General features: G+C 67.8%; 21 protein-coding genes and 1 tRNA gene. 19 read left to right on the top strand and 3 right to left on the bottom strand.

Annotation, left to right across the window (positions count from 1 at the left end):
• Window positions 1–24: 24 nt before the first annotated feature.
• Window positions 25–921, bottom strand: a complete 897-nt coding sequence (locus tag ACXIZN_RS30135) for a TIGR03619 family F420-dependent LLM class oxidoreductase (RefSeq protein WP_457958387.1) — start codon at window positions 919–921, stop codon at window positions 25–27.
• Complete coding sequence (locus tag ACXIZN_RS30130) at window positions 918–2,147, bottom strand: pyridoxal phosphate-dependent aminotransferase (RefSeq protein ID WP_457958385.1); 1,230 nt, start codon at window positions 2,145–2,147, stop codon at window positions 918–920. The genes ACXIZN_RS30135 and ACXIZN_RS30130 overlap by 4 nt, the downstream gene beginning before the upstream one ends.
• A 206-nt stretch (window positions 2,148–2,353) precedes the next feature.
• On the opposite strand from ACXIZN_RS30130, the gene ACXIZN_RS30125 reads away from it, so the two are divergent.
• The 6 genes from ACXIZN_RS30125 to ACXIZN_RS30100 all read left to right on the top strand — a co-directional run bounded on the left by ACXIZN_RS30125 (window position 2,354) and on the right by ACXIZN_RS30100 (window position 5,973).
• Window positions 2,354–2,426, top strand: a tRNA-Trp gene (locus ACXIZN_RS30125).
• Window positions 2,427–2,453: 27 nt separating this feature from the next.
• The gene (secE, locus tag ACXIZN_RS30120) at window positions 2,454–2,906 is read left to right on the top strand and encodes a preprotein translocase subunit SecE (protein ID WP_034304181.1); all 453 of its coding nucleotides are present in this window, start codon (window positions 2,454–2,456) and stop codon (window positions 2,904–2,906) included.
• Window positions 2,907–2,982: 76 nt separating this feature from the next.
• Window positions 2,983–3,822, top strand: coding sequence for a transcription termination/antitermination protein NusG (nusG, locus tag ACXIZN_RS30115; protein WP_457958383.1), 840 nt, complete (start codon window positions 2,983–2,985; stop codon window positions 3,820–3,822).
• Window positions 3,823–3,900: 78 nt separating this feature from the next.
• Window positions 3,901–4,335: a 50S ribosomal protein L11 gene (gene rplK, locus ACXIZN_RS30110; protein WP_020633284.1), complete on the top strand. Its 435-nt coding sequence runs from the start codon at window positions 3,901–3,903 to the stop codon at window positions 4,333–4,335.
• Window positions 4,336–4,417: 82 nt separating this feature from the next.
• Complete coding sequence (rplA, locus tag ACXIZN_RS30105) at window positions 4,418–5,131, top strand: 50S ribosomal protein L1 (protein WP_007031003.1); 714 nt, start codon at window positions 4,418–4,420, stop codon at window positions 5,129–5,131.
• A 77-nt stretch (window positions 5,132–5,208) separates the two neighbouring features.
• Window positions 5,209–5,973 carry an alpha/beta fold hydrolase gene (locus tag ACXIZN_RS30100; protein WP_457958381.1) on the top strand — a complete coding sequence of 255 codons (765 nt, stop codon included), beginning with the start codon at window positions 5,209–5,211 and terminating at the stop codon, window positions 5,971–5,973.
• Window positions 5,974–6,134: 161 nt separating this feature from the next.
• On the opposite strand, the gene ACXIZN_RS30095 is transcribed toward ACXIZN_RS30100, so the two are convergent.
• Entirely contained in the window at window positions 6,135–6,980 is an 846-nt protein-coding gene (locus ACXIZN_RS30095) for a hypothetical protein (RefSeq protein ID WP_457958379.1), read from the bottom strand.
• Between the two features lie 335 nt (window positions 6,981–7,315).
• Between ACXIZN_RS30095 and rplJ the strand changes: the two genes are divergently transcribed.
• From rplJ to ACXIZN_RS30030, 13 genes are all read left to right on the top strand, one after another.
• Complete coding sequence (rplJ, locus tag ACXIZN_RS30090) at window positions 7,316–7,867, top strand: 50S ribosomal protein L10 (RefSeq protein ID WP_192747811.1); 552 nt, start codon at window positions 7,316–7,318, stop codon at window positions 7,865–7,867.
• A gap of 47 nt (window positions 7,868–7,914) precedes the next feature.
• Complete coding sequence (rplL, locus tag ACXIZN_RS30085) at window positions 7,915–8,301, top strand: 50S ribosomal protein L7/L12 (RefSeq protein WP_257489281.1); 387 nt, start codon at window positions 7,915–7,917, stop codon at window positions 8,299–8,301.
• A gap of 490 nt (window positions 8,302–8,791) precedes the next feature.
• Window positions 8,792–9,961 carry an ABC transporter ATP-binding protein gene (locus ACXIZN_RS30080; RefSeq protein WP_126733327.1) on the top strand — a complete coding sequence of 390 codons (1,170 nt, stop codon included), beginning with the start codon at window positions 8,792–8,794 and terminating at the stop codon, window positions 9,959–9,961.
• Between the two features lie 38 nt (window positions 9,962–9,999).
• Window positions 10,000–10,752 (top strand): MlaE family ABC transporter permease, encoded by a 753-nt coding sequence (locus tag ACXIZN_RS30075; RefSeq protein WP_020633292.1) that lies wholly within the window; start codon window positions 10,000–10,002, stop codon window positions 10,750–10,752.
• Between the two features lie 3 nt (window positions 10,753–10,755).
• Window positions 10,756–11,592, top strand: coding sequence for an MlaE family ABC transporter permease (locus ACXIZN_RS30070; RefSeq protein ID WP_016331063.1), 837 nt, complete (start codon window positions 10,756–10,758; stop codon window positions 11,590–11,592).
• Complete coding sequence (locus ACXIZN_RS30065) at window positions 11,589–12,926, top strand: MCE family protein (RefSeq protein ID WP_457958377.1); 1,338 nt, start codon at window positions 11,589–11,591, stop codon at window positions 12,924–12,926. Before ACXIZN_RS30070 ends, ACXIZN_RS30065 begins: the two co-directional genes overlap by 4 nt.
• On the top strand, window positions 12,923–13,954 hold the full coding sequence (locus ACXIZN_RS30060) for an MCE family protein (RefSeq protein WP_126733329.1): 1,032 nt from the start codon (window positions 12,923–12,925) through the stop codon (window positions 13,952–13,954). The genes ACXIZN_RS30065 and ACXIZN_RS30060 overlap by 4 nt, the downstream gene beginning before the upstream one ends.
• Entirely contained in the window at window positions 13,951–14,937 is a 987-nt protein-coding gene (locus ACXIZN_RS30055) for an MCE family protein (protein ID WP_457958376.1), read from the top strand. The genes ACXIZN_RS30060 and ACXIZN_RS30055 overlap by 4 nt, the downstream gene beginning before the upstream one ends.
• The gene (locus ACXIZN_RS30050; protein WP_257489278.1) at window positions 14,934–16,112 is read left to right on the top strand and encodes an MCE family protein; all 1,179 of its coding nucleotides are present in this window, start codon (window positions 14,934–14,936) and stop codon (window positions 16,110–16,112) included. Before ACXIZN_RS30055 ends, ACXIZN_RS30050 begins: the two co-directional genes overlap by 4 nt.
• Window positions 16,112–17,311, top strand: a complete 1,200-nt coding sequence (locus tag ACXIZN_RS30045; RefSeq protein ID WP_457958374.1) for an MCE family protein — start codon at window positions 16,112–16,114, stop codon at window positions 17,309–17,311. The genes ACXIZN_RS30050 and ACXIZN_RS30045 overlap by 1 nt, the downstream gene beginning before the upstream one ends.
• A complete protein-coding gene (locus ACXIZN_RS30040) occupies window positions 17,311–18,576 on the top strand; it encodes an MCE family protein (RefSeq protein WP_457958372.1) in 1,266 nt (421 codons plus the stop codon). Before ACXIZN_RS30045 ends, ACXIZN_RS30040 begins: the two co-directional genes overlap by 1 nt.
• A 31-nt stretch (window positions 18,577–18,607) precedes the next feature.
• Entirely contained in the window at window positions 18,608–19,129 is a 522-nt protein-coding gene (locus tag ACXIZN_RS30035) for a hypothetical protein (protein WP_126733334.1), read from the top strand.
• An 84-nt stretch (window positions 19,130–19,213) separates the two neighbouring features.
• The coding region (locus ACXIZN_RS30030) for a hypothetical protein (protein WP_457960634.1) at window positions 19,214–20,154 on the top strand (941 nt) is incomplete at its 3' end.

Raw genomic sequence — 20,154 nt, 5'->3', positions numbered from 1 at the left:
CCTTCCCGGGAGCGGGGAGGGCCTTCAGCCGCGGGGGACGAGGTCGCGCAGCTCGGCGGCGATATCGAGGGCGTGGCCCACGTCCCGCGCGAGATAGTGCGGGTCGACGAAGGCTTCGGCGATCCCGGTCTCGGCGGCCGCCTTCAGCTGCGCGGCGACGTCTTGGAGATCGGTTCCGGGCTTCGGGTTGATCCGCAGGACCCGCCGCAGCGTGCCGGGGTCGCGGCCCGCCTTCTCGGCCGAGCTCACCACGGTCTCCCAGAGTTTCGCCAGATATGGCGCGGGCAGCCCCGCGGGAAGCCAGCCGTCCGCGCGGCGGCCGACGCGGTCCAGCGCCACCGGCGACAGCCCGCCCAGCAGCACCGGCGGATGCGGGCGCTGCGCCGGTCGCAATCCCACCTTCGCCGCCGGGACCCGCCAGCGTTCGCCTTCGTGCTCGACGGGGTCCCCGGTCCAGAATTTCCGGAGGACGTCGAGAAGCTCCTCCAGTTGCGCGCCACGACCCTTCCAGGGCGTGCCCGTCGCCGTGTACTCGTCACGAAGCCAGCCGATGCCCAAGCCGACGTCCAGGCGGCCACCGCTCACCTGATCCAGTGAAGTGAGCATCCGGGCGAGCACGACGGCCGGATAGACCGTTCCGGTGAGCGTGCTGGTGCCCAGCCGGACCTTGTTCGTGACGCTCGCGGCGACGGTCAGCAGGATCAGCGGATCGCCGAAGGTGACGAACTCGGGCGGGTACGGCCGTTCCGGCGTGCCGCCGGGGTAGAAGTCCGACGGCGACACCGGGGCCAGCACGCGATCCCCGACCCACAAGGACTCGTACCCGAGCTCCTCGGCGGCCGCGGCGAAACCGGTGACGGCGTCCAGCGACGCGAGGGGACCGTACTGCGGAAGGGCGATTCCCAGGCGCATCACGGTCACCGTGCTTCCGCGAGCAGACGACCCATCCTGGTGATCCCTTCGGCGAGATCGTTTTCGGCCAGCGCATAGGAAATCCGGAAGTAGCCCGGGGTCCCGAACGCCTCACCGGGCACCACGGCGACCTCGGCTTCGCGCAGGATCAGATCGGCCAGCGCCACCGTGTCTGCCGGGCGTTCTCCGCGAATTTCCTTGCCCAGCAAGGCTTTCGCCGACGGGTAGACGTAAAAAGCGCCGAGTGGCACGGGAGTTTCCACACCCGAGATCTCGGAAAGCAGGGAGAGCGCGGTCTTTCGCCGGGTGTCGAACGCTTCGCGCATCGCGAAAACGGCATCGAGCGGACCGCTCACCGCGGCCAGCGCGGCTCGTTGCGCCACGTTCGAAACGTTGCCGCACAAATGTGACTGGTACGCCGTCGCCGCCTTCACCACGTCCCGCGGACCGAGCAGCCAGCCCACCCGCCAGCCGGTCATCGAGTACGTCTTCGCGACGCCGTTGAGGACGATCGTGCGGTCGGCGAGTTCGGGGACCAGCACGGGCATCGAAGGCGCTTCGGCGCCGTCGTAGACCAGGTGCTCGTAGATCTCGTCGGTGATGACCCAGAGTCCGTTTTCGTGTGCCCAGCGCCCGATCGCCCCGACCTGCTCGCGCGGGTACACCGCGCCGGTCGGGTTCGACGGCGACACGAACAACAGCACCTTCGTGCGGGGCGTCCTGGCGGCTTCGAGCTGCTCGACGGTGACCAGGTAGCCCGTCGTCTCGTCCGCCGTGACCTGCACCGCGACACCGCCGGCGAGGGCGATCGACTCCGGGTACGTCGTCCAGTACGGCGCGGGCAGCAGCACCTCGTCGCCGGGGTCGAGCAGCGTCGCGAACGCCGAGTGGACCGCCTGCTTGCCGCCGTTGGTCACCAGGACGCGGCCGGCGTCGACCTCGAACCCGGAGTCGCGGGCGGTCTTCGCCGCGATCGCCTCGCGCAGCTCCGGGAGCCCGCCCGCGGCCGTGTAGCCGTGATTGACCTTGTCCCGGACGGCCGCTTCGGCGGCTTCGAGCACGTTGGCCGGGGTGGGGGAGTCCGGCTGCCCGGCGCCGAACCCGATCACCGGACGACCCTGCGCCTTGAGCTCCCGGGCCTTCGCGTCGACGGCCAGCGTGGCCGAGGGCGTGATGCCGCCGATGCGGGCCGAGACGCGGGTGGCCGTCGAAGCCGAGGGTGCGGGAGCGCTCATGGCGACATCGTGGCACGATCATGGGGTCGGCCGTGGGGGAGTTTCCCCGCGGAAGGCTGCTCCGCGCCGCTTTGAGGGGCGCGGTTGCGAAGCTGTTCGGGGGTTGCCGTAGACTTCTGGTCTCGGAACGCACTACGGTCATCCCCGCCACGGCGGTGGGGACGATGGAATGCGTCCTCGGGAGCTCCAGAGCATCGGGGTTCCAAAGGGGTGTAGCTCAATTGGCAGAGCAGCGGTCTCCAAAACCGCAGGTTGCAGGTTCAAGTCCTGTCACCCCTGCGTTAGCGAACTGGTGAAGGCGGAGGAGTGGTCGTGAGCGACAGCGACGCCAGCGGTGAGAAGGCGCAGGACGGCGCCGGGCGGAAGCCCGACGAGCAGTCCCGCCCGGTGACCGCCGCTGCCCGGCGTGAGCGCCGTGCGTCCGCGCGCCCGTCCGGTAAGGCCGACGCCAAGTCGGACGACAAGACCCGCCCCGCCGGCAAGGCGAAGGCCGGGGACAAGACCGAGAAGTCCAAGGACGCCAAAGGCACGGCGACCCCGAAGCGCGACCGCAAGCCGAAGCAGGCGTCGATCTTCGCCCGGCTGATGCGCTTCATCCGTGAGGTCTGGGCCGAGCTGCGCAAGGTCATCTGGCCGAACCGCAAGCAGATGGTCACCTACACCGCGGTGGTGCTGGTCTTCGTGGTGTTCATGGTGGCGCTGGTGAGCGGCCTCGACCTGGCCTTCAAAGAGGTCGTCGGTGCCGTCTTCGGCAGCTGAGGCAGCCGTTCGCGGTGCCTGAGGGCACCGTGCGGAGGCCTGCGCCACGGCAACCGATCAACTGAGAGGACGGAACGTGACCTCCGACAACGGCACAGCAGCCGGTCATGAGCTGACCGAGCTTTCCGACGAGCAGGTGCACGCGGCACTCGGCGACGAGCAGTCCGAGCACCTGGACTCCGTCGAGGTGCCCGCCGCAGGCGACGAGGTCGACGAAGCCGGAGATGCCGCGGAGGCCGACGAGGCGTCCGCCGAGACCGACGACACCGCCGCCGAGCCCGAGGCCGACGAGGACGTCGACCCGGTCGCGAAGATGCGCGCGGAACTCAACGCCGCTCCCGGTGAGTGGTACGTCGTGCACTCGTACGCGGGTTACGAGAACAAGGTGAAGACCAACCTCGAAACCCGGACCCAGACGCTGGACGTCGAGGACTACATCTTCCAGATCGAGGTCCCGACCGAAGAGGTCACCGAGATCAAGAACGGCCAGCGCAAGCAGGTGCAGCGCAAGGTGCTGCCCGGCTACATCCTGGTCCGCATGGACCTGAACGACGCCTCGTGGAGCGCGGTGCGCAACACGCCGGGTGTCACCGGGTTCGTCGGCGCCACCTCGCGTCCGTCGCCGCTGACCGTGGACGAGGTGCTCAAGTTCCTCGCGCCCAAGGTCGAGACGGCCGCCCCCGCCAAGCCCGGCAAGGGCGAGGCTGCCGCTTCCGAGTCGCAGCTGGGCGGCCCCGCGGTCGAGGTCGACTTCGAGGTCGGCGAGTCGGTCACCGTCATGGACGGCCCGTTCGCGACGCTGCCCGCGACGATCTCCGAGGTCAACGTGGACGGACAGAAGCTGAAGGTCCTGGTGTCGATCTTCGGCCGGGAGACCCCGGTCGAGCTGTCGTTCAACCAGGTCTCCAAGATCTGACGGCCGCCAGACGGCCGGCAGTCCCCGCGTACTGGCAGGTGTGCGGGGGACTCAAGTCAGTAAGAAGGAACAAACGAAATGCCACCCAAGAAGAAGAAGCTTGCGGCGATCATCAAGCTGCAGATCAAGGCGGGTGCGGCCAACCCCGCGCCGCCGGTCGGCCCCGCGCTGGGTCAGCACGGCGTCAACATCATGGAGTTCTGCAAGGCCTACAACGCCGCGACCGAGTCGCAGCGCGGGGACGTCGTCCCGGTCGAGATCTCCGTGTACGAAGACCGTTCGTTCGACTTCAAGCTCAAGACGCCGCCGGCCGCGAAGCTGCTGCTGAAGGCCGCGGGCGTGGAGAAGGGCTCCGGCGAGCCGCACAAGACCAAGGTCGCCAAGGTCACTTGGGACCAGGTCCGCGACATCGCGAAGACCAAGGAATCCGACCTGAACGCGCACGACATCGACCAGGCCGCGAAGATCATCGCCGGCACCGCCCGCTCGATGGGCATCACGGTCGTCGACTGAGCACCACCCCGCACCACCGTGGGAGAGCCGAGTGCTGGCTCCAACACCACACTGATCCGTTGAAGAGTTAAGGACAGAAGCAATGCCCAAGCACAGCAAGGCCTACCGCAAGGCTCTTGAGCTGGTGGACCGCGAGCGGCTCTACGCCCCGCTCGAGGCCGCGAAGCTGGCCAAGGAGACTTCCTCCGCGAAGATGGACGCCACCGTCGAGGTCGCCATGCGCCTCGGTGTCGACCCTCGCAAGGCCGACCAGATGGTCCGCGGCACCGTGAACCTGCCGCACGGCACCGGTAAGACCGCCCGCGTCATCGTTTTCGCCGTTGGTGACAAGGCCGCCGAGGCCGAGGCCGCCGGCGCGGACGTGGTCGGCACCGACGAACTGATCGAGCGCATCCAGGGTGGCTGGCTCGAGTTCGACGCCGCGATCGCGACGCCGGACCAGATGGCGAAGGTCGGCCGTATCGCCCGCATCCTCGGCCCGCGTGGCCTGATGCCGAACCCGAAGACCGGCACCGTGACCCCCGCGGTCGCGAAGGCCGTGACGGACATCAAGGGCGGTAAGATCAACTTCCGCGTGGACAAGCAGGCCAACCTGCACTTCGTCATCGGCAAGGCCTCGTTCGACACCGAGAAGCTGGTGGAGAACTACGCGGCCGCGCTGGACGAGATCCTCCGCGCCAAGCCCTCGTCGGCGAAGGGTCGCTACCTGAAGAAGGTCACGATCTCCACGACGATGGGCCCGGGTGTCCCGGTCGACCCGGCCCGGACCCGCAACCTCCTCTCCGAGGACGCGTGAGTCTGAGTTAGACATCACTGAGAAGGGGGCGGTCCCGCTACGGCGGGGCCGCCCCCTTTTCGTGTTTGCTTGAGGGCATGCCTACCTTCGCGTCGTTCGACGGGCTTCAGCTGAACTACACCGTTTGGGAAGGCAAAGGACGTCCGGTTCTGCTGCAGCACGGCTTCGCCGCGGACACGAACGCCAACTGGATCGCGCCGGGCGTCGTCGACACCCTCCAGGACGCGGGGCTGACCGTGATCGGCCTGGACGCGCGCGGCCACGGGCGGTCGGCGAAACCGCACGACGAGGCGAGCTACGGCGACGACGCGATGGTCCGCGACGTCTCGGCGCTGCTCGACACGCTGAACCTCGACGAGGTGTCGATGGTCGGCTACTCGATGGGCGCGATGATCGCGCTCGGCGCCGTGGCCGCCGACCCGCGGATCCGGTGTCTCGCGATCGGGGGCGTCGGTTCGGGGATCGTCGACTTCGGCGGCGTCGACACCCGCGTCGTCACGCCGGAGGCGATCAGCGAGGCTCTGCTCGCTTCAGACCCTTCGACGCTTCCGCCGTCTTCGGCGCCGTTTCGTCTGCTGGCCGACGCTCTGCGGGCGGACCGGATCGCGCTGGCGGCCGTTGCACGAGGGACGGCGAATCCGAAACTGGACCTGACGGCGATCGCGGTGCCGACCCTGATCCTGGCCGGGGACACCGATCCGCTGGCCGCGGAACCCGAACGCCTGGCCGCCGCCATCGCCGGCGCGCGCCTCGTCCGCGTCCCCGGCGATCACATGGCCGCCGTCATGCACCCCGCCTTCGGCTCCGCGCTGACCGGCTTCCTCACGTCGCACGACCTCTGACCGGACCTGCGTTTAGCCCCCTAATCGCGATCCGGCGCGCGACCTGCGTTTCGCGGGCTAATCGCGATCCCGGGCGCGTGTCGCCTTTAGCGGGCTAAACGCGATCCCGAGGGCACTTGCGTTTAGCCCCCTAATCGCGATCTGGGGGCTAAACACCCAGGTCAGTTGCCGGTGGGCGGGGCGGGGCAGGGGTCAGGGGAGTTCGCGTGCCCGGTGATCAGCCACTGACCCATCTCGACTTCCTGCAGGGTGAAGCTGCCCAGCAAGGGGCCACCGCGGATGCTGTACCAGCACGAGTGGATGGTCAGGTTCTGCCGCGGGACGACGCTCGACATCGGGCGCACCGCGTAGATGTACGGCGTGATGTCGGTGACCTTGGCGTTCAGGGCCGGGACGGCGGTCGCGCAGTCCGGGTAGCCGAGGTTGCGGGCGAACTGGGCCTGCGCCTGTTCGCTCATCGACAGGCAGACCTTCTCGACGCGGGTGGCAGGCGGGTACGGCTTGCCGATCGTGTCGTAGATGGCCCGCACGGCCTCCCACGGGTTGGTCGACAGCACCTGGTTGGTGCGATGCTTGCCTCCGCCGCCCTGGACGAACGTCGCCGTGTTTTGCCCGGCGTCGCTAGGGAAGAACTGCCGGTAGACGATGGTGGCGCCGACGCAGATCAGCAAGATCACGATGATCCAGGCGAGCAGCTTCCCGCCCAGACGTCGCAGCCAGCGCGGCATGCGCGGCCGAGGGGCCGGCACGAGCTCGCCGGGCGGCGGTCCCGGAGGCACCGGAGGCTGACCGCCGTAGTGCTGGGTCATGGGTTGCGCGGGCTGCGACGGCACGAGGCCCTGCTTCTGCGCCTCGGTGAACTTCAGATAGTCCTGGAACTGCTGAAACTGTTGGAACTGGCGCAGTTGCTCGTCGTCCAGCCGGTGCGCGGGCTGACCTCCCGCCTTGGGCTCGATGTCCGTGCCGGGCTCGTTGTCCGGCTTTCCGTCATCACGCTGCTCCGCCACGTCACCATGATGCCTCGCGAGCCCTCCCGCGCACTCCGCCGGTCGCGTTTAGCCCGCTGAACGCGAGTTGAGAGGGGGGGGGGGGCCGTGCCGGGGGCGAAACAGGGTCACGTACTCTTGTCAAGGTTCTACCGAAGACCGCTGGTCTTCTCCTGGTCATCTGACTCGGAGAACGAAGGCCCCGCTAGGGCGGGCGACCCGCGCAGGAGGAACGAGGCTCGCTCACGACGTACTCCGTCGTTTGCCCTGACGCCCCGCGCCTGTCTGCGCTGGGGCGTTTCGTCGTTTCAGGGCTCTCAAGGCCAGTGGACCACTAGCCAAGAGAGGAGGCGACCATGGCGAAGCCCGACAAGGAGGCGGCCGTCGCCGAGATCGCGGAGCGCTTCCGCACCAGCTCGGCCACAGTCGTTACCCAGTACACCGGCCTCTCCGTGTCCCAGCTGTCCCAGCTGCGCCGCGCTCTCGGCACCAATGCCAAGTACCGGGTCGCGAAGAACACCCTTGTCCAGCGTGCCGCCACGGACGCCGGAATCGAGGGTCTCGAGGACCTGTTCGTCGGCCCGACCGCGATCGCCTTCGTCGAAGGTGAAGCTGTTGACGCCGCGAAGGCGCTTCGCGACTTCGCGAAGGACAACAACGCGCTTGTGATCAAGGGCGGCTACATGGACGGCAAGACGCTGTCCGTGGACGAGATCAACCAGATCGCCGATCTCGACAGCCGTGAGGTCCTGCTCGCCAAGGCGGCGGGCGCGTTCAAGGCGAAGCTGTCCCAGGCCGCCGCGCTGTTCCAGGCGCCGGCGTCCCAGGTCGCCCGCCTGGCTGCCGCGCTGGAGGAGAAGCAGCGCAACGCCGGTACCGAAGCAGCCGAAGCACCCGCCGAGAGCTGAACACCCCCACCCCGAACTTTTAGTTCGTTTCAGAGAGGAAAGCCACCATGGCGAAGCTGAGCACCGCCGAGCTGATCGACGCCTTCAAGGAGCTCACCCTTCTTGAGCTGTCCGAGTTCGTGAAGGAATTCGAGACCACCTTCGACGTGACCGCGGCCGCCCCGGCTGCCGTCGTCGCCGCCGCCCCGGGTGCCGCCCCCGCCGCGGCCGCCGAGGAGCAGGACGAGTTCGACGTCGTCCTCGAGTCCGCCGGTGACAAGAAGATCCAGGTCATCAAGGTCGTCCGCGAGGTCGTCTCCGGTCTGGGCCTGAAGGAGGCCAAGGAGCTGGTCGAGGCCGCTCCCAAGGCCCTCCTGGAGAAGGTCGACAAGGAGGCCGCCGACGCCGCCAAGGAGAAGCTCGAGGCCGCCGGCGCCAAGATCACCATCAAGTGATCCCGGGCGCGTCAGCGCCTAACGCAGCACCGTCGAAGGGGCGGGCATCCACTCGGATGCCCGCCCCTTCGCTGTCTCCGGCCCCGACCTGCGTTTAGCCCCCTAATCGCGACACGTAGCGACGCTAAGCATCAGGGCACCAGATCGCGTTTAGCCCGCTAAACGCGATCCGGCCGACGCGGAGGGCGGCAAGGGCCCTGACCTGCGTTTAGCGGGCTAAACGCGATACGGGCCGGGCGGCGCCCGCTGTGGATCTGCGCACCGGAGTGACGTGCACTACGGTGCTGCAAGCGGTGCACGGGCAGGCGGCGGGCTGCGCGAAAAGTTACCCGCGGGTCTGGCCAGAAAAGAAAACTGGTGAGTAACCTGTTCGCACTCAGCTCGTTGCACCTGGTTGACGCGGGTATCGCTGCGCGAACGCATGCGTCCTCCCGGGCCAGTGGCACGGGACGGCAGTGCGCGACGACGCGGAACAGCTCCTGGAGGTGCGATGGGTGCCGAGGTGGTCATCGAAGGTCTTTCCAAGTCCTTCGGTAAGCAGGCCATCTGGCGGGACGTCACGCTGACCCTGCCTCCGGGCGAGGTTTCGGCGATGCTCGGTCCGTCCGGAACCGGTAAGTCCGTCTTCTTGAAGTCGATGATCGGTCTGCTCAAGCCGGACCGTGGCCGATGCATGATCAACGGCGTCGACATCGTGACGTGCTCCGAACACCAGCTCTACGAGGTGCGCAAGCTCTTCGGCGTCCTCTTCCAGGACGGCGCGCTCTTCGGCTCGATGAACCTCTACGACAACGTGGCGTTCCCCCTGCGCGAGCACACGAAGAAGTCGGAGACCGAGGTCCGCCGGATCGTGCTCGAGAAGCTCGAGATGACCGGTCTCAACGGCGCCGACAAGAAGCTGCCCGGCGAGATCTCCGGCGGTATGCGCAAACGCGCCGGACTCGCCCGCGCCCTGGTGCTGGACCCGCAGATCATCCTGGTCGACGAGCCGGACTCCGGTCTCGACCCGGTCCGCACCACCTACATCTCCCAGCTCTTCCTCGACGTCAACGCGCAGATCGACGCGACGTTCCTGATCGTCACGCACAACATCAACCTCGCCCGCACCGTCCCGGACAACCTCGGCATGCTCTTCCGCAAGGAACTGGTCATGTTCGGCCCGCGCGAGGTGCTGCTGACCAGCGAGGAGCCGGTCGTCAAGCAGTTCCTCAACGGCAAGATGGACGGCCCCATCGGCATGAGCGAGGAGAAGGACTCGGCCCAGCTCGCCGCGGAGCGCGCGATGTTCGAGGCCGGTCACCACGCGGGCGGTGTCGAGGACGTCAGCGGGGTGCCGCCGCAGATGCAGCCGACGCCCGGCGTGCCGACCCGGATGGGCGCGGTCCGCCGCAAGGACCGCGTCATGCAGATCCTGCACGGCCTGCCTGCCGAGGCGCAGCAGAGCATCATCGAGTCGCTCTCCCCGGAGGAGCAGCAGCGCTACGGCGTCCGCCCGCAGCGCCTCGCGACCGCCGGCCACCGGTCGTCGCCCGCCGAGAGTTCGATCCCGAACCACCACCAGGGCCAGTTGCCCGACGACCAGGTCGCCCACATCCCGCATCCCGGGAGAGCGGGCAACCACCGCTTGCGGCCACAAGATCCGGGGTCAGGTGGCGCGTGAGCTCTTCCGCTTCATCGGCGAAGATTCCCGGGATCGGCATGTTGCGCGAGACCGGGAACCTGTTCGCTCTCGGCCTCGACATCGTTCGTGGCATTTTCCAGCGCCCGTTCCAGCTGCGGGAGTTCATCCAGCAGGCCTGGTTCATCGCGAGCGTCACGATCCTCCCGACGGCGCTCGTCGCGATCCCGTTCGGCGCGGTCATCTCGCTGCAGTTCGGCTCGCTCGCCCGCCAGCTCGGCGCCCAGTCCTACACGGGCGCCGGGTCGGTGCTGGCCACCGTGCAGCAGGCCAGCCCGCTGGTCACGGCGCTGCTGGTCGCGGGCGCCGGCGGTAGCGCGGTCTGCGCGGACATCGGCGCGCGGACGATCCGCGAAGAGATCGACGCCATGGAGGTGCTCGGCGTCTCCGCGGTGCAGCGGCTGATCGTGCCGCGCGTGCTCGCGATGATGCTGGTGGCGCTCCTGCTGAACGGCATGGTCAGCGTCATCGGCGTGCTCGGCGGGTACTTCTTCAACGTCGTCCTCCAGGGCGGGACGCCGGGCGCGTACCTGGCGAGTTTCTCCGCGCTGGCCCAGCTGCCGGACCTCTGGGTCGGCGAGCTGAAAGCGCTGATCTTCGGCTTCATCGCCGCGGTCGTCGCCTCTTACCGGGGACTGAACCCGTCCGGCGGCCCGAAGGGCGTCGGGGACGCGGTGAACCAGTCGGTCGTCATCACGTTCCTCATGCTGTTCGTGGTGAACTTCGTGATCACGCTGATCTACCTGCAGATCGTGCCCGGAAAGCTGGACTGACGCATGACCTTCCTCCAGGGCGCCAAGCGGGTCGCCAACCGTCCTTTGCAGACTCTGGACAACCTCGGCGACCAGATGTCGTTCTACGGCCGTGCGCTGCTGTGGACGCCGAGGACGCTTCGCCGCTACATGAAAGAAGTTCTGCGGCTGCTGGCCGAGGTGAGCTTCGGTTCCGGCTCGCTCGCGGTCATCGGCGGCACGGTCGGCGTGATGGTCGGCCTTACGTTGTTCACCGGTGTCCTCGTCGGTCTTCAGGGTTATTCGGCACTGAACTCGATCGGCACGTCGGCCTTCACCGGTTTCCTGACCGCGTTCTTCAACACCCGTGAGATCGCCCCGTTGGTCGCCGGGCTCGCGCTTTCGGCGACCGTCGGCGCCGGGTTCACCGCCCAGCTGGGCGCGATGCGGATCTCCGAGGAGATCGACGCGCTCGAAGTCATGGGCGTGCCCAGCCTGCCGTACCTGGTGACCACGCGGATCATCGCCGGTTTCGTCGCGGTCATCCCGCTGTACGTGATCGGCCTGCTGAGTTCGTATCTCGCGTCCCGGTTGGTCGTTATCTACATCTACAACCAGTCAGCGGGTACCTACGACCATTACTTCGACCTGTTCCTACCACCACAGGATGTGTTGTATTCGTTCATCAAGGTGCTGTTGTTCAGCGTCTTGATCATCCTGTCGCATTGTTATTTCGGTTACCGGGCCTCCGGTGGCCCCGCCGGTGTCGGCGTGGCCGTCGGTAAGGCGGTCCGGCTGAGCATCGTCACGGTGTCCATCATGAACTTCTTCATCGGTTTCGCGATCTGGGGAACCGACGTCACGGTGAGGATCGCAGGATGATCGCGACAATCCGGCGCAGGCTGCTGGGCCTGCTTCTGGTCGCCGTGCTCATCGGCGGGGTGGCGCTGAGCATCGCGCTGTACCAGCGGGCGTTCACGCCCGTCGTCAGCGTGAAGCTCCAGTCGGGCAACATCGGGAACCAGCTGCTGAAGCAGTCCGACGTGAAGGTCCGCGGGCTCATCGTCGGCTCGGTCAAGGAGATCAACGCGACCCCGGACGGCGCCGAACTCACGCTCGCGCTGAATCCGGAGTCGGCGAAACTGATCCCCCAGAACGTTTCGGCGCGATTCCTGCCGAAGACGTTGTTCGGTGAGCGTTTCGTTTCCCTCGAAATCCCGGACGTGCCTTCGGAGCGGACGATCGCCGAGGGCGACGTGATCACCCAGGACCGCACGTCCGGCGCGGTCGAGCTGGAGCAGGCCTTCGCCCACCTGATGCCGGTCTTGCAGGCCGTCCAGCCGCAGAAGCTGTCGAGCACCCTTTCGGCGATCTCGACCGCGCTCAACGGCCGCGGCGACCAGCTCGGCGACACCCTCGCGCAGCTCGGCACCTACGTCGGCGAGCTGAACCCGCACGAGCCCAAGCTCCAGCAGAACCTCAAGGAGCTCGCGAAGTTCTCGGACAACCTGGGCGACGTCGCCCCGGATCTGGTGCAGACCTTGGACAATCTGAGCACCACCACCCGCACCGTGGTGGACCAGAAGATGAACCTGGCGAACCTCTACGGCAGCGTCACCCAGGCTTCGGTCGACCTCCAGACCTTCCTGCGGAACAACGCCGACAACCTGATCAGGCTCGCCGACACCGCCCGTCCGACGGCGGAGCTGCTGGCGAAGTACTCGCCGTCGTACCCGTGCGTGATCGGGCAGATGGCGGACAACCTGCCGAAGATCGACAAGGCCCTCGGCAAGGGCACCGACCGGCCCGGTCTGCACGCGACCATCGAGGTCACCGTCAACCGCGGGCCGTACCTGCCCGGCAAGGACGAGCCGCGGTTCGAGGACAAACGCGGCCCGCGCTGCTACGACCTGAAGCAGTTCCCGGACCCGTTCCCGCAGTACCCGCCGGACGGCCCGATCAAGGACGGCAGCACGGTCAAGCCGCCGGCACGTTCGGCGAACGACGGCCTTTCGCCTTCGAACGGTTTCGCGAACGTCGGCGGTTACAACGGCGGGGGAGCACCCGGCGGTAGCCCGTCCTACAGCGCGTCCGAATCGGACTTCCTCGCGCAGCTGGTCGCCCCGCAGGTCGGCATGGCCGCCTCGGACGTGCCCGGCTGGGGCTCGCTGCTCGTCGGTCCGCTCTATCGGGGAGCGGAGGTGCACGTCAAGTGAGGGGATTGCTCGCACCGCTGATCAAACTCGGCGCCTTCATCGTCGTCACCGTGCTGTTCACGACGATCCTCGGGATCAGCATCGCCAACGTGAACACCACCAGCACCAACGCCTACAAGGCGCGGTTCAGCGACGCGACCCTCGTGCTGCCCAACGACGACGTCCGCATCGCCGGTGTCCGGGTCGGGCAGGTCAAGGAGGTCCGCATCGTCGACCGGCGCCAGGCCGAGATCGAGTTCGAGGTGGACGCCGGCCGCAAGCTGCCCGCCGGGGTGACCGCGCAGATCAAGTTCCGCAACCTGGTCGGCCAGCGCTACCTCTCGCTCGGGCAGGGCACCGACAGCTCCGGCAAGACGCTGGAGCCCGGCGGGAACATCCCGCTGGAGCGGACCACGCCCGCGCTCGACCTGACGCAGTTGTTCAACGGGTTCAAGCCGCTGTTCACCGCGCTCAACCCGGACGACATCAACAAGCTGTCCTACGAGGTCATCCAGGTCCTGCAGGGCGAGGGCGGCACGGTCGAAAGCCTGTTGAAGCACACCGCGTCGCTGGCCACCACGATCGCCGACAAGGACAAGGTGATCGGCGAGGTCATCGACAACCTGAACTCGGTACTCGACACGGTCAACGCGCACACGCCGCAGCTCAACGACCTGATCGTCAAGCTGCAGCAGCTGGTCTCCGGGCTGGCCGCGGACCGCGAGCCGATCGGCGACGCCATCGAATCGCTCGGCACCCTCGCCCAGACGACCTCGGGTCTGCTCGGCGAGGCCCGCGAGCCGCTCAAGCAGGACATCGCCGCGCTCGGCACGCTGTCGAAGAACCTCAACGACAGCCAGCCGATCGTCGAGCACTTCATCCAGTTCCTGCCGCAGAAGGTGACGGCGCTGACCCGCACCGCCGACTATGGCTCCTGGTTCAACTTCTTCGCCTGTGAGATGACGGGAGCCGTCGCCCTGCCTCCGCTGATCAACGAGCCGATCAACCTGCCGCTGCTGCCGGTGAACCGGGCGAGGTGCACGGCATGAAGTCATTCCAGAAGCGCAATCCGATCCCGATCGCGCTGGTCGGCATCTCGGTGCTGCTACTCGGTTTCCTCGCCGCGCTCAACTCCGACGACCTTCCGGTCATCGGCGGCGGGACGACGTACTCCGCCGACTTCACCGAGGCTTCCGGCCTGCAGGAGGACAACGACGTCCGCGTCGCCGGCGTGAAGGTCGGCAAGGTCTCCGAGATCAAGCTCGACGGCGACAAGGTCCGGATCTCGTTCAAGGTCAAGGACGCCTGGCTGGGCGACAAGACCAGCGCCGCCATCAAGATCAAGACCGTGCTGGGGCAGAAGTACCTGGCGCTCGACCCGCAGGGGCAGCGCACGCTCGACCCGAGCGTGACGATCCCGCGTGAGCGCACGATGTCGCCGTTCGACGTCCTCGACGCCTTCCGCGGGCTTTCGCAGACCGTCGACGACATCGACACGACGCAGCTGGCGAAGAGCTTCGACGTCATCACGGAGACCTTCGCGGACACCCCGGCCGACGTGAAGGGCGCCCTGAACGGCCTTTCGCGGCTTTCGGACACCATCGCCAAGCGTGACTCGCAGCTGTCGAGCCTGCTCGCGAACACGCGGCAGGTCTCGCAGACGCTCGTCGACCGCGACGCCGAGTTCCAGAAGCTCCTTGCCGACGGCAACAAGCTGCTCGGCGAGGTGGCCAAGCGCAAGGACGCGATCTCCGCGCTGCTGGACGGCTCGCGCAACCTCGCCACCCAGCTCAAGGGCCTGGTCGACGACAACGACGCGCAGCTCGACCCGGTGCTCACCCAGCTCGATCAGCTGACCTCGATGCTCCAGCGCAACCAGGACGCCCTCGGCCAGGGCATCGCGCGGTTCGCGCCGTTCATCCGGGTGTTCACGAACACGATCGGCAGCGGCCGCTGGTTCGACAACTACATCTGCGGGCTGGTCCTGCCGTCGTTCGGCCCGATCAACGAGAAGGGGTGCTACGAGAAATGAGTACCCGTCTCGGAGCCGGCCTCGCGCGTGGCTTCACCATCGCGATCGTGCTCGCGCTGGTCGTCGCCGGTGCGCTGTGGTGGACGCTCAAGGACGCCGGCCGCAACCACGTGACCGCGTACTTCGCCGGCACGGTCGGCCTCTACGAAGGCAACAGTGTCCGCATGCTCGGCGTCGACATGGGCACGGTCACGAAGATCCAGCCGATGGGCAACCAGGTCCGCGTCGAACTCGAGTACGACCGTTCGGTGCCCGTGCCCGCCGACGCGAAGGCGATCATCGTGTCGCCGTCGCTGGTCAGCGACCGCTACGTGCAGCTCGCCCCGGCGTACAAGGGCGGCCCGCGGATCGCCGACGGCGCCGTCATCGGGCTCGACCGCACCGAGGTCCCCCTGGAAGTCGACGAGCTCGCCGCCAGCCTTTCGCGGGTCAGCCAGTCGCTCGGGCCCAACGGCGCCAACAAGAACGGGTCGCTGTCGAACCTGCTCGACACCGCCGCGAAGAACTTCGACGGCAACGGGCAGGCGCTGCACGACACGATCACGAAACTCGGCCAGGCCGCGGGCACGTTGTCCGGCAACAAGGACGATCTGTTCAAGACCGTCGAGAACCTCGGCTCCTTCTCGCAGACGCTGGTGAACAGCGACAAGCAGGTCCGCGACTTCGAGCGCCAGCTCGCCGACGTCAGCGGATTCCTCGCGGGGGAGCGGGAAAACCTTTCGGCCACGGTGAAGCAGCTGTCCGACACGCTGACCGCGGTGCAGGCGTTCATCGAGAAGAACCGCGACCGGCTCAAGTCCAATGTGGACAAGCTGGCCAGTGTCACCAAGGTGCTCGTGGACCAGCGCGGCGCGCTCGCCGAGATCCTCGACGTCGCCCCGGTCGGCCTCGGGAACCTGGTCAACACCTACAACGCCTCGTCCGGCACGCTCGACGCGCGGGCCAACCTCAACGAGCTCACCCAGCCGCCGCTGGTGATGGTGTGCAACCTGCTCAAGCAGACCCCGGAGGCGCTCGACGCGCTGGGCGACGCGTGCAAGGGGGTCGCCGGACTGGTCGACGGGCTGGTGCCGCTGCCGTCGATCGCGCAGGTGATCCAGTCGTCGCAGGCCGGCCAGCTGCCGCCGCTGCCGCTCCCGATCGCCGGGCAGCTCTATGGAACGGCGGCCAAGTGATGAAGAAACTCGCTCTCATCGCCTCCGGGACCGTCGCCGCGCTGACGTTGAGCGGCTGCGGGTTCAGCGGGATCTACGACGTCCCGCTGCCCGGTGGCGCCGAACTCGGCGACCACCCGTACACGGTCAAGGTGCAGTTCCGGGACGTGCTCGACCTGACCCCGCAGGCAGGGGTGAAGGTCAACGAGGTCGCCATCGGCCGCGTCGAAGCGATCGGGCTGACCCCGGACGGCTGGAACGCCGAAGTCACCCTCCGGGTCAACGGTGACGTGAAGCTGCCGGCGAACGCGCTCGCCAACGTCAAGCAGTCGAGCCTTCTGGGTGAGAAGTACGTCGAGCTGGCGGCGCCCGCCGACGGACAGGGCAAACTCGCCGACAACGCGGTGATCCCGCTGGCCCGCACGAACCGCAGTGTCGAGGTCGAAGAACTGCTCGGCGCGCTTTCGCTGCTGCTGAACGGTGGCGGCGTGGAACAGCTCAACACGATCACCAAGGAACTCAACAACGCCACCCACGGCCGCTCGCCGGAGCTCAAGGCGCTGCTGAACAACACCAACGAGCTGGTCACGAACCTGGACAAGCAGTCCGCGAACATCACGCGGGCGCTCGACGGGCTGAACCGGCTCTCGCTCACCCTGAACGGCCAGAAGGACAAGCTGGTCGGCGCGGTCGACAACCTCGGCCCCGGCCTCGGTGTGCTGGAGCAGCAGCGCGGTCAGCTGGTGACCATGCTGAACGCGCTCAACCACCTCTCCGGTGTCGCCGTCGACACGGTGAACAAGAGCAAGGAAGACCTCGTCGCCGACCTCAAGGCGCTGCAGCCGACGCTGCAGAAGCTCGGCGAGGCGGGCGCGGACCTGCCGAAGGCGCTGGAGATCCTGCTGACCTTCCCGTTCAGCGACGCCGCCTACGACGGCGTCAAGGGCGACTACTTCAACCTGTTCGCGAAGATCGACCTGAACCTGAACGAGATCCTCAAGAATCTCGGCCGCAGCCGCGAGAACCCGCTCAAGGACGTCATCCCGGTGCCGGGTCTGACCGGGGGCACCGAGGGGCCGGGCGCGAACCCGCCGCTGCCGATCCCGGACAGCGTCGCCGGTGTCGCCGGTGGCCAGGCGAGTGCGCCGCAGGGCGGCGGACAGCCGCAACAGACCGGACCCGCCGGTATCTTCGGCGTGCTGTCGGGAGGTGCCGGCTGATGCTGGTCCGTAGGACGAAGATCCAGCTGGTCGCGTTCGCGATCATCTCCGTGGTCGCCATCGTGTACGCGCTGATCCGGTTCGCCGGGCTCGGCCAGGTCTTCGGCGACGAGGGCTACACGGTGAAACTGCAGCTCAAGCAGTCGGGCGGCATCTTCCAGAACGCCGAGGTCACGTACCGGGGCTTCAACATCGGCCGCGTCGGCGAGCTGCGCCTGACCAAGACCGGGCTGGAGGCCGACCTCAACATCTCACCGGACGCCCCGCAGGTGCCCGCCGATCTCGACGCCGTCGTCGCGAACCGGTCGGCGGTCGGCGAGCAGTTCGTCGACCTGAAGCCCAAGAGCGACAAGGGACCGTTCCTGAACTCGGGTTCGGTCATCCCGGCCGACAAGGTCAAGACGCCCGTGCCCACCGAACAGCTCATCGGCGACCTCGACAGCCTCGCGGCCTCGGTGCCGACCGACTCGCTGCGCAAGGTCGTCGACGAGTCGTACAACGCCTTCAATGGCACCGGCCCGGACCTGCAGAGGCTGCTCGACACCGCGCGGAGCTTCACCGCGACCGCGCAGGAATACCTGCCGCAGACCGTCCAGCTGCTGGAAAAGGGCGGACAGGTCCTCGAAACGCAGAACGACATGGCGAGCTCGATGAAGTCGTTCAGCGCGGATCTCAACAAGCTCTCCGGCACCCTGAAGAACTCCGACGCCGACATCCGGAAGCTGATCGGGATCACCCCGCAGGTGGCGAACCAGATCAGCTCGGTGCTCGCCGAATCCGGGCCGGGGCTTGGCGCGCTGACGGCGAACCTGCTCACGACGTCGAACCTGCTGGTGACCCGGCTCGACGGGCTCGAACAGGGCCTCGTGACCTACCCGATGCTCGCGGCCGGTGCCAACACCGTCGCCAACGACGGCACCGCGCACCTCGGGCTCGCGCTCAACCTGTTCAACCCGCCGTCGTGCACCAAGGGCTACATGGGCCTCGACAAGTACCGCGAAGGCACCGACACGACGCCTCGCGCGCCGAAGGACGACGCGTACTGCGCCGAGCCGAAGGGCAGCCCGATCAACGTGCGCGGTTCGCAGAACGCGCCGTACAACGGGGTCCCGCAGATCCCGTCGGAAGGCGACGTCGCGGCGAACGCCGGCCGCTCGGCCGAGGAACTGGCCAGCCTGCGCGCGGCACAGGGCATGCCGAGCGTCCTGCAGAGCCCCGGGGTCAGCCTGCCCACCCTCGGCACGCTGCTGGGCCTGCCCGGCTGACGCCGAGACCGTATATCTAACCTGGAGTGTCATGAGTTCTTCCCGATCGCGGACCCTGGTCCTCGGGGCGGCGGCGTTCGCGCTCGCCGCCTTCGTCGCCGCGGCGATCTTCGGTGTCATGTGGGCCGTGGCCGCGTCCGACGACAACGCCGACCTGGCGCGCTCGCGGGACGAGGTGGCCAAGGCGGGCGGCACCGCGATCAAGGCGTACACCGAGGTCGACTTCGAGAAACTCGACGAGTTCTTCGCCAAGCAGAAGGCCGTCTCCGACGACAAGATGAGCCAGCAGCTGGCCCAGCTGGAGCCGACCTACCGCAAGGCGCTCGGCGACGCGAAGACCAAGGTCGTGACCACCATCCAGGACATCGCGGTCGAGGAACTCGACGACCACGAGGGCAAGGCGAGCTTCCTCGCCGCCATCTCCACCCAGGTCACCCAGGGCGACAAGGCGAGCTCGAAGGCGTTGCGCCTGGAGGTCTCGATGACCCGGGTGGGCGATGAGTGGAAGCTGTCCGGGATCGACAACGTGCCCCTCGTCGCGGCCGGTCAGTAAGAGCGTCACCTAGAACGGAGCCACGTAGTGCCCCCCTCCCGTCGCCAGCCCCCTCGCAGCACTCCGCCGGTGCGCCGCCCCCGGGTGGCCGGCCTGCGACGGCCCGGTGCCTCTCCTGCTCCCGCTTCTCCGGAAGCCGCTGCCACAGAGGTCTCGGAGGTCTCCGAGGTCTCGAAGGTCTCCGAGGTCTCAGAGGTCGACGAAACGCCGGCGCCGGTCCGCCGGCCGTCGCCGCGGCCCGCTCCGCGTCCTGCGCCGGAACCCCAGCCTGAGCCTGAGGCCGTTGAGGTTGCTGAGGTCGCTGAGCCTGAGGTGGCCGCTGTCGAGGCTCCTGAAGAGCCCGTCGAGAAGCCGAGCCCGCGTGCGAAGGCGCGCGCGGCCGCCGAAGAGAAGCCGGACGACCTCGAAGAGGCCGAAGCCGAGGTCGCTTCCGATGAATCTTCAGCGCCCGAGAAGAAGCCGGGCTCCCGGCAGCTGATCCTGGCGGGCGCGCTGGTCGTCGTCGGACTGCTGCTGGCCGCGACCGCGGTGCTGTTCAAGATCCAGGCCGACGAGGTGTCCAGCTCGACGAACAACACCGCGCTGCTGGACGTCGCGAAGACCGCGCAGGTCAAGGACCAGGTCGCGAAGGCGACCGAGGCGCTGTTCTCGTACGACTACAACAACATCGCGAAGACCGAGTCCGCGGCGGCCGATCTGCTGGTCAACGACGAGGTGCGGGCGAAGTACAACCTGCTGATGGGCGAGGTCAAGCGGCTGGCCCCGCAGCAGAAGATGGTCGTGACGTGCAAGGTCACCCGGAGCGCCGTCATCCGGCTGGAAGGCGACCGGGCCGACGTGATGGTGTTCGTCGACCAGAGCTCGACGCGGGCCGACACGAACAAGACGACCGCCGGGAGCGCGCAGCTGCACTTGAACGCGGAGCTGCAAGGCGACAAGTGGAAGATCACGGCGATGAACACCTACGCCGCTCCGCCCAACCCGGCCGCTTCCTCGGCTCCCGCCTCACCCCCCGCTTCCCCCGC

It is taken from the genome of Amycolatopsis sp. TRM77291 (assembly GCF_054166285.1).
This window is presented reverse-complemented; position numbering and strand designations above follow the sequence as displayed.

Bases quoted from the DNA above. Each gene is read 5' to 3' on its own strand.
- ACXIZN_RS30065 (WP_457958377.1), top strand. From the start codon at position 11,589: ATGATCGCGACAATCCGGCGCAGGCTGCTGGGCCTGCTTCTGGTCGCC.
- ACXIZN_RS30075 (WP_020633292.1), top strand. From the start codon at position 10,000: ATGTTGCGCGAGACCGGGAACCTGTTCGCTCTCGGCCTCGACATCGTT.
- ACXIZN_RS30070 (WP_016331063.1), top strand. From the start codon at position 10,756: ATGACCTTCCTCCAGGGCGCCAAGCGGGTCGCCAACCGTCCTTTGCAG.
- ACXIZN_RS30080 (WP_126733327.1), top strand. From the start codon at position 8,792: ATGGGTGCCGAGGTGGTCATCGAAGGTCTTTCCAAGTCCTTCGGTAAG.
- ACXIZN_RS30130 (WP_457958385.1), bottom strand. From the start codon at position 2,147: ATGAGCGCTCCCGCACCCTCGGCTTCGACGGCCACCCGCGTCTCGGCC.
- ACXIZN_RS30035 (WP_126733334.1), top strand. From the start codon at position 18,608: ATGAGTTCTTCCCGATCGCGGACCCTGGTCCTCGGGGCGGCGGCGTTC.
- rplL (WP_257489281.1), top strand. From the start codon at position 7,915: ATGGCGAAGCTGAGCACCGCCGAGCTGATCGACGCCTTCAAGGAGCTC.
- ACXIZN_RS30045 (WP_457958374.1), top strand. From the start codon at position 16,112: ATGAAGAAACTCGCTCTCATCGCCTCCGGGACCGTCGCCGCGCTGACG.
- ACXIZN_RS30050 (WP_257489278.1), top strand. From the start codon at position 14,934: ATGAGTACCCGTCTCGGAGCCGGCCTCGCGCGTGGCTTCACCATCGCG.
- rplJ (WP_192747811.1), top strand. From the start codon at position 7,316: ATGGCGAAGCCCGACAAGGAGGCGGCCGTCGCCGAGATCGCGGAGCGC.
- rplA (WP_007031003.1), top strand. From the start codon at position 4,418: ATGCCCAAGCACAGCAAGGCCTACCGCAAGGCTCTTGAGCTGGTGGAC.
- rplK (WP_020633284.1), top strand. From the start codon at position 3,901: ATGCCACCCAAGAAGAAGAAGCTTGCGGCGATCATCAAGCTGCAGATC.
- ACXIZN_RS30100 (WP_457958381.1), top strand. From the start codon at position 5,209: ATGCCTACCTTCGCGTCGTTCGACGGGCTTCAGCTGAACTACACCGTT.
- ACXIZN_RS30055 (WP_457958376.1), top strand. From the start codon at position 13,951: ATGAAGTCATTCCAGAAGCGCAATCCGATCCCGATCGCGCTGGTCGGC.
- ACXIZN_RS30040 (WP_457958372.1), top strand. From the start codon at position 17,311: ATGCTGGTCCGTAGGACGAAGATCCAGCTGGTCGCGTTCGCGATCATC.